Source organism: Flavobacterium alvei (genome assembly GCF_002920895.1).
GTDB lineage: Bacteria > Bacteroidota > Bacteroidia > Flavobacteriales > Flavobacteriaceae > Flavobacterium > Flavobacterium alvei.
This window is the reverse complement of record NZ_PQVG01000006.1, coordinates 292,419-306,599: the sequence shown is the minus strand read 5'-3', so window position 1 is coordinate 306,599 and position 14,181 is coordinate 292,419. Positions and strand designations below refer to the sequence as shown.

The 14,181-nt window shown below is 33.2% G+C and carries 16 protein-coding genes; 11 read left to right on the top strand and 5 right to left on the bottom strand.

All coding sequences use genetic code 11. From position 1 onward, the window contains the following. Positions 1-38: 38 nt before the first annotated feature. A complete protein-coding gene (locus C3L50_RS12275; RefSeq protein WP_103806462.1) occupies positions 39-806 on the top strand; it encodes a sulfite exporter TauE/SafE family protein in 768 nt (255 codons plus the stop codon). 12 nt (positions 807-818) lie between these two features. On the opposite strand, the gene C3L50_RS12270 is transcribed toward C3L50_RS12275, so the two are convergent. From C3L50_RS12270 to porX, 4 genes are all read right to left on the bottom strand, one after another. Next, complete coding sequence (locus C3L50_RS12270; RefSeq protein ID WP_103806461.1) at positions 819-1,193, bottom strand: DUF4258 domain-containing protein; 375 nt, start codon at positions 1,191-1,193, stop codon at positions 819-821. A gap of 35 nt (positions 1,194-1,228) precedes the next feature. After that, positions 1,229-2,422: an alanine dehydrogenase gene (locus tag C3L50_RS12265; RefSeq protein ID WP_103806460.1), complete on the bottom strand. Its 1,194-nt coding sequence runs from the start codon at positions 2,420-2,422 to the stop codon at positions 1,229-1,231. A gap of 56 nt (positions 2,423-2,478) precedes the next feature. Next, positions 2,479-2,886, bottom strand: a complete 408-nt coding sequence (tsaE, locus tag C3L50_RS12260; protein WP_103806494.1) for a tRNA (adenosine(37)-N6)-threonylcarbamoyltransferase complex ATPase subunit type 1 TsaE — start codon at positions 2,884-2,886, stop codon at positions 2,479-2,481. Between the two features lie 75 nt (positions 2,887-2,961). Then, on the bottom strand, positions 2,962-4,515 hold the full coding sequence (gene porX / locus C3L50_RS12255) for a T9SS response regulator signal transducer PorX (protein WP_103806459.1): 1,554 nt from the start codon (positions 4,513-4,515) through the stop codon (positions 2,962-2,964). A 261-nt stretch (positions 4,516-4,776) separates the two neighbouring features. On the opposite strand from porX, the gene C3L50_RS12250 reads away from it, so the two are divergent. The 10 genes from C3L50_RS12250 (at position 4,777) to C3L50_RS12205 (ending at position 13,685) form a co-directional block, all read left to right on the top strand. Beyond that, complete coding sequence (locus C3L50_RS12250) at positions 4,777-5,457, top strand: 2'-5' RNA ligase family protein (RefSeq protein WP_103806458.1); 681 nt, start codon at positions 4,777-4,779, stop codon at positions 5,455-5,457. 93 nt (positions 5,458-5,550) lie between these two features. Next, a complete protein-coding gene (locus tag C3L50_RS12245; protein WP_103806457.1) occupies positions 5,551-6,780 on the top strand; it encodes an HD domain-containing protein in 1,230 nt (409 codons plus the stop codon). 131 nt (positions 6,781-6,911) lie between these two features. Further along, a complete protein-coding gene (lpxD, locus tag C3L50_RS12240) occupies positions 6,912-7,958 on the top strand; it encodes a UDP-3-O-(3-hydroxymyristoyl)glucosamine N-acyltransferase (protein ID WP_103806456.1) in 1,047 nt (348 codons plus the stop codon). Beyond that, complete coding sequence (locus tag C3L50_RS12235; RefSeq protein ID WP_103806455.1) at positions 7,951-9,339, top strand: bifunctional UDP-3-O-[3-hydroxymyristoyl] N-acetylglucosamine deacetylase/3-hydroxyacyl-ACP dehydratase; 1,389 nt, start codon at positions 7,951-7,953, stop codon at positions 9,337-9,339. Before lpxD ends, C3L50_RS12235 begins: the two co-directional genes overlap by 8 nt. A gap of 70 nt (positions 9,340-9,409) precedes the next feature. Beyond that, positions 9,410-10,195 carry an acyl-ACP--UDP-N-acetylglucosamine O-acyltransferase gene (gene lpxA, locus C3L50_RS12230; RefSeq protein WP_103806454.1) on the top strand — a complete coding sequence of 262 codons (786 nt, stop codon included), beginning with the start codon at positions 9,410-9,412 and terminating at the stop codon, positions 10,193-10,195. A 68-nt stretch (positions 10,196-10,263) separates the two neighbouring features. Next, positions 10,264-10,830: an elongation factor P gene (gene efp / locus C3L50_RS12225; protein WP_103806453.1), complete on the top strand. Its 567-nt coding sequence runs from the start codon at positions 10,264-10,266 to the stop codon at positions 10,828-10,830. Positions 10,831-10,898: 68 nt separating this feature from the next. Further along, positions 10,899-11,834, top strand: a complete 936-nt coding sequence (locus C3L50_RS12220; RefSeq protein ID WP_103806452.1) for a UDP-3-O-(3-hydroxymyristoyl)glucosamine N-acyltransferase — start codon at positions 10,899-10,901, stop codon at positions 11,832-11,834. A gap of 31 nt (positions 11,835-11,865) precedes the next feature. Beyond that, positions 11,866-12,228 (top strand): hypothetical protein, encoded by a 363-nt coding sequence (locus tag C3L50_RS12215; protein WP_103806451.1) that lies wholly within the window; start codon positions 11,866-11,868, stop codon positions 12,226-12,228. Positions 12,229-12,305: 77 nt separating this feature from the next. Next, complete coding sequence (gene sucD / locus C3L50_RS12210) at positions 12,306-13,178, top strand: succinate--CoA ligase subunit alpha (protein ID WP_103806450.1); 873 nt, start codon at positions 12,306-12,308, stop codon at positions 13,176-13,178. 78 nt (positions 13,179-13,256) lie between these two features. Further along, a complete protein-coding gene (locus C3L50_RS12205) occupies positions 13,257-13,685 on the top strand; it encodes a hypothetical protein (protein ID WP_103806449.1) in 429 nt (142 codons plus the stop codon). An 83-nt stretch (positions 13,686-13,768) separates the two neighbouring features. On the opposite strand, the gene C3L50_RS12200 is transcribed toward C3L50_RS12205, so the two are convergent. Next, positions 13,769-14,098: an HIRAN domain-containing protein gene (locus C3L50_RS12200; protein ID WP_103806448.1), complete on the bottom strand. Its 330-nt coding sequence runs from the start codon at positions 14,096-14,098 to the stop codon at positions 13,769-13,771. Positions 14,099-14,181 lie beyond the last annotated feature (83 nt).

Here is a 14,181-nt window from a genome sequence, read left to right as displayed (position 1 = left end):
CATAAACTTGTAGTACATTTGATGAAATTTTATAAAAAATGGAATCTTACATTATTATCCTGCTTTGTTTAGCCTCATTTTTTGCAGGATTCATTGATGCAGTTGTAGGTGGTGGTGGATTGATTCAAACTCCGGTAGCTTTGATTTTGCTGCCAAATGTATCGGTTTCCTCCATTATTGGAACCTTAAAAATACCTGCTTTTAGTGGCACTTCTTTTGCAGCATATCAATACTTAAAAAAAGTGGATATGAACTGGAGATTACTAGCTATTATGATGCTTTTGGCGTTTCCATCGGCTTTTTTGGGTTCGACTTTGTTGACATATGTAAGTAATGATTTTATGAAACCTTTATTGCTAGTTGTCCTTTCGCTTTTGGTTATTTACACTTATGCACAGAAAAATTTTGGACAACATATTGAGAAAAGTCATTCTTCCCAAACTCAGATTCTTTATGCCGTACTTATCAGTTTTGTGGTGGGTTTTTATGATGGTTTTATAGGCCCAGGAACAGGAAGTTTCTTGGTTTTGGGTTTTATTGCCTTGATGGGATTCGATTTTTTGCACGCTTCTGCTAATGCCAAAATGGTGAATCTAGCAACTAATTTTGGTTCTATTTGCTTGTTTATGTTGAAAGGTAAAATCATCTGGGCAGTTGCAATTCCAATGGCTTTTTGCAATGCTTTTGGTGGTTGGATTGGTGCCAAATTAGCAATCAATAAAGGAAATAAATTTATTCGAATTTTCTTTTTGTTTGTAGTTGTTGGAACTTTAATTAGGTTTGCCTACGATGTTTTTATTAAATAAATTCGACGCTAATTATCTTTTTATAATTTTATCTAAAACTGCTTTTTCAGAATAATTAATCACGTTTAATGTCACTTCTTGGTTTTTTACTGTTTTTCCTTCAATAACATAGAGTTTTCCATTTCCTACAGCAATATTGCTTTTGTCAAAATCTACATCACCATATTTCAAACAGTTTTTAATGTCAGTTGTGTCAATCCATTTTTCGGCTAATACTTGTGAAGCTTGTTCTGAATAATAAAAAGGTTTGGTTCTTAAATCATTCAAAACACGAGCATTTGGAAAATAATTGCAACGAGTATCTTTTCCGCTAAATATAGCAGCAACAACAAAAGATCCCATTATTAGACCCAATAAATAGTAAGCAAAGCGGTGTACGAATTTCATATTTTAATTTTCGGCAAATATAAAGGAAAGTTTAATTAAAACACGATTAAATTTATATCGCTATTAGGCAAATTAAACCAATCACCGATGGCCTTGTTAGTATGGATTCCGTGGTATAAATACACTCCATTTTTTAAACCATTATTGCATCTGATAGCACTTTCTATTCCTCCATCTTCGGCAATTTGTAACAAATAAGGAGTGATGATATTACTGATAGAAAGCGAGGCTGTTTTAGAATATCGAGAAGGAATGTTGGGAACACAATAGTGCAAAACATTATTTTTGATGAAGGTTGGCTTTTCATGCGAAGTTACTTCCGAGGTTTCGAAACATCCTCCAGAATCAATGCTCACATCAACAATTACAGCACCTCTTTTCATGTGTTCGACCATAGTTTCGGTAACAATTACAGGGCAACGTTCCTTGCCACGCATTGCGCCAATAGCTACATCACATCTTCTTAGGGCTTTTAATAACGACTTGGTTTGAATGGTCGAAGTGAATATTCGTTGGTTCAAATTATTTTGCAAACAGCGCAATTTTCTAATAGAATTGTCAAAAACTTTCACATTTGCGCCTAAGCCCAAAGCTGTTTTTGCGGCAAACTCTCCAACAGTTCCAGCTCCAAGAATAACCACATCAGTAGGAGCTACGCCTGTAATATTTCCGAATAATAACCCTTTGCCAAATTCATTGGTAATCATTAATTCGGCAGCAATTAAAATGGAAGCTGTTCCTGCAATTTCACTCAAAGATTTCAAAATAGGATAGGAGCCATCGTCGTCTTTTATATATTCGATAGCGAGAGCTGTTATTTTTTTCTTAGCTAAAGCTTCAAAATACGATTTCTGTCTTGTTTTTAATTGAATGGCTGAAATTATGATTGAATTTGTACTGATCAATTCTATTTCGGCTAAAGTTACTGGCTCGACTTTCAAAATTATCGGACAACCAAAAACTTTCTTTGTATCATTAGTAATTTCGGCACCTGCTTGTGAATATTCCTTGTCAGAATAACTTGAACTTTCTCCTGCACCAGCTTCTATCATTACGCGATGTCCTTGATAAGTCAATGAATTTACGGCATCGGGTGTCAAGCAAATGCGACGTTCTTGATAGCTTGTTTCTTTCGGAATGCCTATAAAGAGTTCGCTTTTGTGTCTTGCTATTTCAAGTTTTTCTTCTTGAGGTAATAATTGTTGTTTTGTAAATGGAGATACTGCCATTGTAATGTTAAATTAGTGGTACAATTTACAGAAAAAATTAGAATTAATTTTTTTTATTAGCTTAATTCTAAAAAACGCTTGTTGTCTTCTGCTATAGAAATTGTAATAATCGAATGGGAATCAGGAATAAGACTAGGAATTTTTTCTGCCCATTCAATAAAACACCAATTTCCAGAATAAAGGTATTCGTCTGCTCCCATATCCAAAGCTTCGATTTCAGTTTTTAATCGATAAAAATCAAAATGATAAATTGTTTGATTTTCAGTGTTTTGATATTCGTTAACTAAAGAGAAAGTAGGGCTGCTTGTGACGTCATTTACACCCAATTTTTTGGCTAAAGCTTTAATTAAAGTTGTTTTTCCAGCTCCCATTTCGCCGTGAAAAAGAATCACTTTGTTGGGATTTTGATCTAAAATTTGCTGGGCAACTTCATTAATTTCGTCTAATGAAAAAGTGATATTCATTCTGTATAAGTTTGTGGTTGGTTGTTTAGGGTTTAGAGTTAGTAACAAATTATAAACCATAAACCCCAAACTGTTCTATTTTGGGTTAAAAATCAAAAACGGAATAATCATTTCTTCTAATGAAATTCCTCCGTGTTGATAAGTGTTTTTATAATAACTCACATAATGATTGTAATTGTTCACATAGGCTAAAAACAAATCATTTTTTGCAAAAATATAAGAACTACTCATATTTATAGCAGGTAAACCGATATTTTTTGGTTCTTTAACCGCATAAACATCTTTGCTTTCGTAGGATAAACTGCGTCCTGTTTTATATCTAAGATTTAGACTTGTATTCTTATCGCCAATCACTTTCGAAGGATTTTTTACATTGATCGTGCCGTGATCGGTAGTCAATATTAGTTTAAAACCCAGTTTTTGAGCATGTTGAATAATTTCTAAAAGAGGCGAATTTTTGAACCAACTTAAAGTTAAAGAACGATAAGCTTTATCGTCAGAAGCGAGTTCTTTGACCACGTCCATTTCGGTTTTGGCGTGAGAAAGCATATCGACAAAATTATAAACAATCGTAACCAAATCGTTGTTTTTTAAAGCTTTGAAGTTTTCTACCAATTTTTTTCCGCCAGCAAGATTGGTTATTTTAAAATAATCTTGCTTGATGTTTAATCCTAATTTTTTGAGTTGAGCGGTCAGGAATTCTGCCTCAAACAAGTTTTTTCCGCCTTCTTCGGGATCATTTTTCCAATATTGTGGAAACTGTTTTTCCATTTCTAGCGGTGTTAATCCAGAGAAAATAGCGTTTCGAGCATACTGAGTAGCTGTTGGCAAAATAGCGTAATACGGCACTTCTCTTTCTAATTTATAATGATTACCGACTACACTTTCAAATACTTTCCATTGGTCGTAACGCAAATTATCAATTACGACAAACAAAATGGGTTTGTCTTTTTTGATGATTTCAGGAACCACTAATTCACGAAACAAAGTATGAGATTGTATGGGTTTATCTGCTTTTGGAGCAAACCAATCTTCGTAATTGCGCTCAATGAATTTTCCGAATTGCGAATTGGCCTCTGCTTTTTGCGATTCCAATATTTCAATCATAGCTTGATCGTCAATATTTTCTAGTTCCAATTCCCAAAACAACAGCTTTTTGTATAATTCAATCCAATCTTCATAGGAATTGACCATTGCCATTTCCATCGAAATCTTGCGGAATTCTTTTTGGTAATCCAAAGTAGTTTTTTGCGAAATCAAGCGCGAATGGTCTAAGTTTTTCTTCAAACTCAACAAAATCTGGTTTGGATTGACCGGTTTTATCAAATAATCGGCAATTTTGGAACCAATGGCTTCTTCCATAATATACTCTTCTTCGCTCTTGGTAATCATAATCATCGGAATAGAGGATTTCTTTTCCTTCATTTCCGAAAGGGTTTCTAAGCCGCTCATTCCGGGCATATTTTCGTCCAAAAAGACAATATCAAAATTTTCGTTATCAAAAATATCAATGGCGTCACGTCCGTTATTGCAAGTGGTGACACTGTAATTTTTCTTTTCTAGAAATAAAATATGAGGTTTTAGGTAGTCAATTTCGTCATCGACCCAAAGTATTTTTATCTTGTCCATAATTGTATATAAAAAGTATTCAAAAGTAATAAATCTTATGCCAAATTACTTTTTTTATATCGGGAATTGGGCAATTGGATGATAATTTAATATTATTTTAAGGTATTTAGGTGAAAGTGAAATTTATTTGTTTTTTTGTGCGTTTCAAAATCAATTACTGAATTTAGCCGTAATTTTGTTTGTCAAAAAACGATCGACTTAAAATTTAATAAATCTTGATTTATTGTTTAAATCAAGATGCCTTTTATAAACATAAATATAATGAATTTAATAAAAGAACACTATGATAGGCTGTATGAAAATTCAATTCAACAGATTAGAGAAAATAATTATTCTATTGATAATCAAATAGATTCTGTTTCTGACAAAAGATTTGGTTTAACATTAATTATTCGTCCCGATACTGAAACTAAAAATAAAATTCAAGTTTTTTTAGATGAACTAAAAGAAATAGATCCAGATCAATATTATTATCCCAATTCGGATATTCACATTACGGTAATGTCTATTATTTCGTGTTATGACGATTTTGATGTAGCATCCATATCAATCCTAGATTATGTGGCTATTATTGAAAAAAGTTTGGCTGACATTGGCAAAATAGAAATCAATTTTCAAGGAGTAACAGCTTCTCCTTCGGCAATAATGCTACAAGGTTTTACCAATACAAATTCCCTAAACGATTTAAGGAATAATCTAAGAACCCAATTCAAAGATTCAGGACTCGAACAAAGCATCGACAAACGCTATTCCATCCAAACCGCACATTCCACTGTTGCCCGATTTCGAAAACCAATTAGCAACAAAGAAAAACTATTAGCAATAGTAGAAAAATACAGGGATTACAATTTTGGAAAGTTCAAAGTAGATGGTTATTACTTAGTGTACAACGATTGGTATCAGAGAGAAAAAAGGGTGAAAGAACTTCACAAATTTATATAGTTTGAACTCCAATTGCATCTTAAAAATTCGAATATTTAAATTTTCATTCCTCTTAGATTTCCTTATATTTGTTGCACAAAACAAACCATTACAGTGAGCGAAATCAACAAGCTAAAAATATTCAATGACCCAATTTACGGGTTTATTACCATCCCCAACGCCTTAATTTACGATTTAATTCAGCATCCTTATTTCCAGAGATTACGCCGTATTTCCCAAATGGGATTGTCGTATTTGGTCTATCCTGGCGCCAATCATACTCGTTTTCATCACGCTTTGGGTTGTATGCATATTATGCAAAAAGCCGTCGAAACCCTTCGTTTCAAAGATATTTCTATTTCTAAAGAAGAAGAAAATGCTTTGTATATTGCAATTTTATTACACGATATTGGTCACGGACCTTTTTCGCATGCGATGGAAAGTAGCATCGTAGAAGATGTGCATCATGAAGCCATTTCACTATTGTTTATGAACCAGTTGAATGTAGAATTTGAAGGTAAATTGAGTTTGGCTATCCAAGTTTTTAAAGGAGATTATCATCGAAAATTTATGTTGCAACTCATTTCAAGTCAGTTAGATATGGATCGAATGGATTACCTCAAACGAGACAGTTTTTATTCGGGCGTGGCGGAAGGAAATGTCAATTCTGAGCGATTAATCCAGATGATGAATGTGGTTGATGATGTTTTGGTCATTGAAGAAAAAGGCATTTATTCGGTCGAGAAATTCTTGATGTCCAGACGATTAATGTATTGGCAAGCGTATTTACACAAAACCAGTTTGGTAGCCGAACTGATTTTGACGAAAGTCTTAAAACGCGCCAAAGAACTGACCGAAAAAGGTGTGGTTTTGCCTTCTAGCGAACCCTTAATGTACTTTATGCAAAATAAAATTGTCCTGAATAGTTTTGATAGTAAAAATTTAGATTTGTTTTCTCAACTCGATGATTTTGATATTATTAGCGCTTTAAAATCATGGCAAAAACAAGACGATTTTATACTTTCTTCGTTAAGTAAAATGATTATCAACAGGGATTTATTAAAAATTAAACTAAGCGAAGAAAAAGTGGCAACCGAGGATTTACACATCCTAAAAGAACGATTCGCATTAGAAAATAATATCAGTTTGGTCGAAGCCAATTATTTTATTTTTAAAGGTAAAATTAAAAATCAGGCTTATAGTAAAGTAGCCGAACCCATTCGGATTTTGAAAAAAGATAAAACAATTGAAGACGTTGTCGAAGCTTCTGACCAGTTGAATTTGAAGTCATTGTCGAAATTTGTGACTAAATATTACCTTTGTTATCCAAAACAACTTGTTTAAAAACCTCTATTTAAAATCTATTTTTTATATTTTTGTCGAGATGAAACAAAACAGAACATTTTTTTTGAATTTAAGTAGGACATCAAATATAGAGTTCCATCTTATTAGCATTAAAAATACAATTAGATAAGATGAAATTTACAGCAGAGCAAATAGCAGGTGTTTTGGGCGGAGAAGTTGTTGGTAATCCAAATGCCGAAGTATATAAATTGTCTAAAATCGAAGAAGGTTCAGAAGGATCTATTAGCTTTTTGGCAAACCCTAAATATTTACCCTATATTTATACGACTCAGGCAACCATTACAATTGTTAATAATACTTTTATTCCTGAGGGAGAATTAAATACAACTTTAATAAAAGTGGAAGATGCTTATATGTCATTTACCAAATTATTAGAGTTTTATGATCAAGCAACAAAAGGAAATAAAGTTGGAATTGAACAACCTTCATTTATTGCAGAAAGCGTAAAATATGGAGCTAATTTGTATTTTGGAAGCTTTAGTTATATTGGAGAAAATGTAGTTTTAGGTGATGAAGTCAAAATTTATCCTAATTGTTTTATAGGTGATCGTGTGAAAATTGGTAATAATGTTACTATTTTTGCCGGCGCAAAAATTAATTCAGAAACTATCATTGGAAATAATTGTGTAATTTATTCTGGAGCAGTAATTGGAGCTGATGGTTTTGGTTATGCGCCAAATGAAGATGGAGTCTATACTAAAATTCCTCAAATAGGAAATGTTGTTATTGAAGATAATGTAGATATTGGGGCAAACACAACAATTGACAAAGCCACAATGGGTTCTACAATTATTAGAAAAGGAGTAAAATTAGACAATCAAATTCAGATTGGACACAATGTTGAAATTGGTGAGAATACTGTAATTGCGGCTCAAACAGGGGTTGCAGGTTCGACAAAAATTGGAAAAAACGGAATGATTGGAGGTCAAGTTGGGATTGTTGGTCATTTGACAATTGGAAATAATGTAAAAATTCAAGCGCAATCAGGTGTTGGACGAAATATAAAAGACGACGAAGTTTTGCAAGGAACACCTTCTTTTGGATATAATGATTTTAGTAAATCCTATGTTCATTTCAAGAATTTGCCAAAAATTGTTACAGAATTAGAAGAATTAAAAAAAGAAATATTAAATCAAAAAAACGCAAACAATGGTTAAACAGAAGACTATCAAAACAGAAATTTCACTAACCGGAGTTGGATTACACACAGGAAGAGAAGTAACTATGACTTTTAAACCTGCTCCAATTAATAATGGTTATACTTTTGTTCGAAAAGATTTAGAAGGACAACCTGTTATTGAAGCCGATGCCAATTATGTTGTAAACACGCAAAGAGGAACCAATTTAGAAAAATTAGGAGTGAAAATTCAAACTCCCGAACACGTTTTGGCAGCCATTGTTGGATGTGATTTAGATAATATTATCATCGAATTAGACGCATCGGAACTTCCTATTATGGATGGTTCGTCAAAATATTTTGTTGAAGCTATTGAAAAAGTAGGTGTCCAAGAGCAAGAAGCCAAAAGAAATATTTATGTAGTAAAAGAAATCATTTCCTTTACCGATGAAGAATCTGGAAGCGAGATTATGGTTATGCCAAGTGAAAACTACAGCGTAACTGCAATGGTCGATTTTGGTACTAAAGTGTTGGGTACACAGAATGCTACAATGAAATCTATTTCGGAATTTAAAACTGAAATAGCTGATTCTAGAACCTTTAGTTTTCTTCACGAATTAGAATCATTATTAGAAGAAGGCCTGATTAAAGGAGGCGATTTGAATAATGCAATTGTTTATGTCGATAAAGAAATTTCAGAAAAAACAATGAACAATCTAAAAGTTGCCTTTGGAAAAGACGAAATAACCGTTAAACCCAATGGAGTTTTAGACAACCTAACTTTGCATTACCCAAACGAAGCTGCAAGACACAAACTACTTGATGTTGTAGGTGACTTATCCTTAATTGGAACTAGAATTCAAGGAAAAGTAATTGCTAACAAACCTGGTCATTATGTAAATACACAGTTTGCCAAAAAGATTGCGAAAATCATTAAAATAGAACAACGAAATTATGTTCCAGTTTATGATTTGAATCAAGAACCATTAATGGATATTCACAAAATTATGTCGGTTCTTCCTCATAGACCTCCTTTCTTGTTTATCGATAGAATTATAGAAATGTCTGATAGTCATATTGTTGGACTCAAAAATGTTACAATGAACGAAAGTTTCTTTGTAGGACATTTTCCTGGAGCACCAGTAATGCCAGGTGTAATTATTGTAGAAGCAATGGCTCAAACAGGCGGAATATTAGTTTTGAGTACCGTTCCAGATCCAGAAAATTATTTGACTTATTTTATGAAAATTGATAATGTCAAATTCAAACATAAAGTATTACCGGGCGATACATTGACTTTTAAATGTGATTTAATTACTCCGATACGAAGAGGAATTTGTCATATGCAAGCCAATGCTTACGCCAATGGAAAATTAGTAGCAGAAGCCGAATTGATGGCACAAATTGCTAAAAAACAATAAATATTTGTTGATTTGGTTAATCGTTAATTCGATTAATCGATTAAACAGTTAAACGAATAAACAAAAACACATGAATCAACCGTTAGCATATGTTCATCCAGGCGCAAAAATCGCAAAAAATGTTGTTATTGAGCCCTTTACAACAATTCATAATAACGTAATTATAGGTGATGGAACTTGGATAGGTTCAAATGTTACTATAATGGAAGGAGCCAGAATTGGTAAAAATTGTAATATTTTTCCAGGGGCAGTAATTTCAGCAATTCCTCAAGATTTGAAGTTTGGAGGAGAAGATTCTTTGGCAATAATTGGTGATAATTGTACTATCAGAGAATGCGTGACAATTAATAGAGGAACCATTGCTTCAGGACAAACCGTAGTGGGAAATAATTGTTTAATTATGGCAGCAGCTCACATAGCTCACGATTGTCATATTGGTAATAATGCAATTATTGTTAATGGTGTACTTTTAGGTGGCCATGTTACAATAGGAAATTATGCCATAATTGGTGGTCTTTCGGCTGTGCATCAATTTATTAGTGTGGGTGATCACGCTATGATTTCAGGAGGTTCTTTGCTAAGAAAAGATGTTCCTCCTTATACTAAAGCTGCAAAAGAACCTTTATCTTATGTTGGAATCAACTCGGTTGGGTTAAGAAGACGCGGATTTACCTCTGAAAAAATAAAAGAAATTCAAGAAATTTACAGAATTCTTTATCAAAAAAACTACAATACAACACAGGCTTTAGGCATCATCGAAGCCGAAATGGAAGCCACTCCTGAAAGAGATGAAATCATTGATTTTATCAGAAACTCATCAAGAGGAGTTATGAAAGGCTATTCAGGAAATTACTAGAAAACAGATTTTAGATTGAAATCGCGATTGACAATAAAACAATTAACAATAAACTACAAACATATAAAATGGCATCTACATCAGACATTAAAAACGGATTGTGTATAAAATACAACAACGACATTTATAAAATCATAGAATTTCTTCACGTAAAGCCAGGTAAAGGGCCAGCTTTTGTTAGAACTAAACTAAAAAGTTTATCTAACGGAAAAGTTTTAGACAATACTTTTTCTGCTGGACATAAAATTGAAGAAGTTCGTGTTGAAAATCATAAATTCCAATTTTTGTATCCAGAAGGAAATGAGTTTCACTTTATGAATGTAGAATCTTTTGAACAAATATCATTAAACAAAAATGTATTGGATTCTCCAGATTTATTGAAAGAAGGTGAAAGCGTAATGATTGCCATCAATACTGAAACAGATTTACCACTTTCTGTAGATATGCCAGCTTCTGTAATTCTTGAAGTTACTTATGCTGAACCAGGAATTAAAGGAAATACGGCTACAAACGCAACAAAATCAGCTACTGTTGAAACGGGTGCTACTGTAAATGTTCCGTTATTTATCAATGAAGGTGATAAAATCAAAATTGATACAACTACTGGAAATTACATGGAAAGAGTTAAGGAATAGTTGGCAGTTTTCAGTATTCAGTTTGCAGTCAAGTTGAATACCAAATACTGAACACTGAATACTAAATTATGAAATTCAATACAACACACACATTAAAGGAAATTGCAAGTATCATTAACAGCGAATTTGTTGGTGATGAAAATTTTCCTGTTTCTGGAATGAATGAAATTCATGTAGTAGAATCAGGCGATATTGTTTTTGTAGATCATCCTAAATATTACGAGAAAGCATTAAACTCAGCTGCAACAACTATTTTAATTAATAAAAAAGTAGATTGCCCAGAAGGAAAAGCATTATTGATTTCAGATGATCCTTTCCGGGATTTCAATACATTGACCAAGCATTTTAAACCCTTTCAATTTTCTAATGTTGCTATTTCAGCTTCTGCCAAGATTGGAGAAGGAACCCTAGTTCAGCCCAATTGTTTTGTTGGAAATCATGTGGTTATAGGAAAAAAATGTTTGATACATTCAAATGTTTCTATATACGATCATACGCAAATTGGTGATAATGTGATTATTCACGCAGGAACAATTCTTGGTGCAGACGCTTTTTATTATAAAAAACGCCCAGAAGGGTACGACCAATTAATTTCTGGAGGACGAGTAGTTATTAAAGATAATGTTGGAATTGGAGCCCTTTGCACCATCGATAAAGGAGTCACAGGCGATACCACTATTGGCGAAGGAACAAAATTAGACAATCAAGTGCATGTAGGTCACGATACAGTCATTGGAAAAAAATGTTTAATTGCTTCTCAAACTGGAATTGCGGGTTGTGTAATCATAGAAGACGAGGTCACCATTTGGGGACAAGTTGGAACTACAAGCGGAATTACAATAGGAGAGAAGGCCGTAATTTTGGGACAAACTGGAGTAACAAAATCAGTTGAAGGTGGAAAAACTTATTTTGGAACGCCAATTGAAGAATCTCGTGAGAAATTGAAACAGCTTGCCAACGTCAAAAAAATTCCTGAAATACTTAATAAATTGAAAGAAATATGATTTTGATCTATGATCAACAAAATTTATAAATATGAAACCAAAAGATATTGTTCTTGATTTCTATAAATCTGATGTTCTTTTAGATAGAAAAACAGTTAGCGAGTTGCTTCATCCCGAAGTTACAATAGACTGGAATACCAATAAAGGTTTTATTCAAATGAATTATGATGATGTTTTGTCGCTAACTGATGAATTATCAAGAGCTTATGTTCGTTCAAAAATCAGAATTAGTCATATTATTCAAGAAAAAAATTTAGTTTCCTTGCGATTTTCTCACTTTGTAAAGACAATAGAAAACCCAAGAGAAGAAATGTTAATGGGTAATTTTTTTGTGATTTGGGAAGTTAAAGACGATAAATTATTCAGAGGATATCAAATGAGTCATTTTTCTTAGATATTTTTTCAAATATTAACCGCAAAACCCTATTTTTGCACGCATTATACAATAAACCAAAAAAATAAAAATATATTATGAGCGTTTTAGTCAATAAAGATTCTAAAATCATTGTTCAAGGATTTACAGGTAGCGAAGGAACTTTTCACGCTTCACAAATGATTGAATACGGAACAAATGTAGTGGGCGGAGTTACTCCAGGAAAAGGAGGATCAACCCATTTGGATCGTCCAGTTTTCAATACTGTTAAAGATGCAGTTGAACAAGCAGGTGCCGATACTACAATTATTTTCGTACCACCAGCTTTTGCAGCTGATGCCATTATGGAAGCTGCCGATGCTGGTATCAAAGTTATCATTGCTATCACCGAAGGTATTCCTGTTGCCGATATGATTAAAGCCAACAATTATATTAAATCTAGAAATTGTACTTTGGTAGGACCAAACTGTCCAGGTGTAATTACTCCGGGTGAAGCCAAAGTGGGTATTATGCCAGGTTTTGTATTCAAAAAAGGAACTGTTGGAATCGTTTCTAAATCAGGAACATTGACTTATGAAGCTGCCGACCAAGTAGTAAAACAAGGATTAGGAATCACAACTGCTATCGGAATTGGTGGAGATCCAATCATTGGAACCACTACCAAACAAGCTGTTGAATTATTGATGAATGATCCAGAAACAGAATGTATCGTGATGATTGGAGAAATTGGTGGACAATTGGAAGCGGATGCTGCCAAATGGATTCAAGCCGATGGAAACCGCAAACCAGTAGTTGGATTTATTGCTGGTGAAACTGCTCCAAAAGGAAGAACAATGGGTCACGCAGGTGCAATTGTTGGTGGTGCTGACGATACAGCCGAAGCCAAAAAACGCATTATGAGAGAATGTGGAATTCACGTGGTTGACTCTCCTGCTGAAATTGGAAAAAAAGTAAAAGAAGTATTGGGATAAATAAATTCCAATGTTTTAAATAACAAATTCCAAAATGCCTCACTAATTTGGTGAGGCATTTTAATTAATAAATAAGAAATGTACAAAGAATTAAAAAAAATCAAAGTTCAAAATCAGTTTACTTTTTCAACTGATGATAGTTTAGAAGAAGTTTGTAATGCCCCAGAAGCCGGAAGCGGAATTTTCTTGGTATATGCAGTTGATGGAGAAGAAAAAGTATTGATTATGGTAGGTTCTACAGGAACCATCCAAAACGACGGAACTTTGAAAATCAAAAATGGTGGATTGTTCGACAAAATCGTCAACGGTCACCAATTTGCCAAAACAGGAAGAAAATATTCTTGGCCAGCCCAAATGAAATTAGAAAATATCTCACTATTGGAAGTGGCTTGGTACGAAACTTTCAACGACAAAAACAAAGTAATCCCAACTTTCTTAGAAGGACAAATTCTACAAAACTTCTTGGATGAAAATGCCAAGTTGCCAAGATGGAACGTGGCTTTTTAAATCCAAAATCCTTAAAAAAACGAAAATGCCCGCGCAATTCGTAGGGCATTTTTTGTTTAAAGGATTCAACATACAAAAATTATTTACTCTTGGGTTTCTTTTTCTGTTATGACTAAATGAATTACAACTCCTATTTGATTTTCGGGATTTTCTTTTTTATCTACTCGTTGTATTCGAACTTCAAGGCAATCAATTCCTACTTTTAGTAATTTGTAAATAATTCTGTTTTCACTTCTAGGAACAAATCCTAATTTGAATTCGTTGTAATAAATAGCAACTGCTCTTGCGTCATATTTATTTTCTTCTTCTAATTTTAATTGCAATTGGACACCTATTTTTAACTCATTAAAAGCTAAAACACCTTCGTAATAGGTAAATCCTGCAATATCAAAATGGGCTAAATGTTCTCTCATAACTTTTGTTTTTAAATCTTCAACAAAACTATTTTGTATTAGTGCAGTACAAATGCATTTATTTGTTTTATTTTTGATTCATA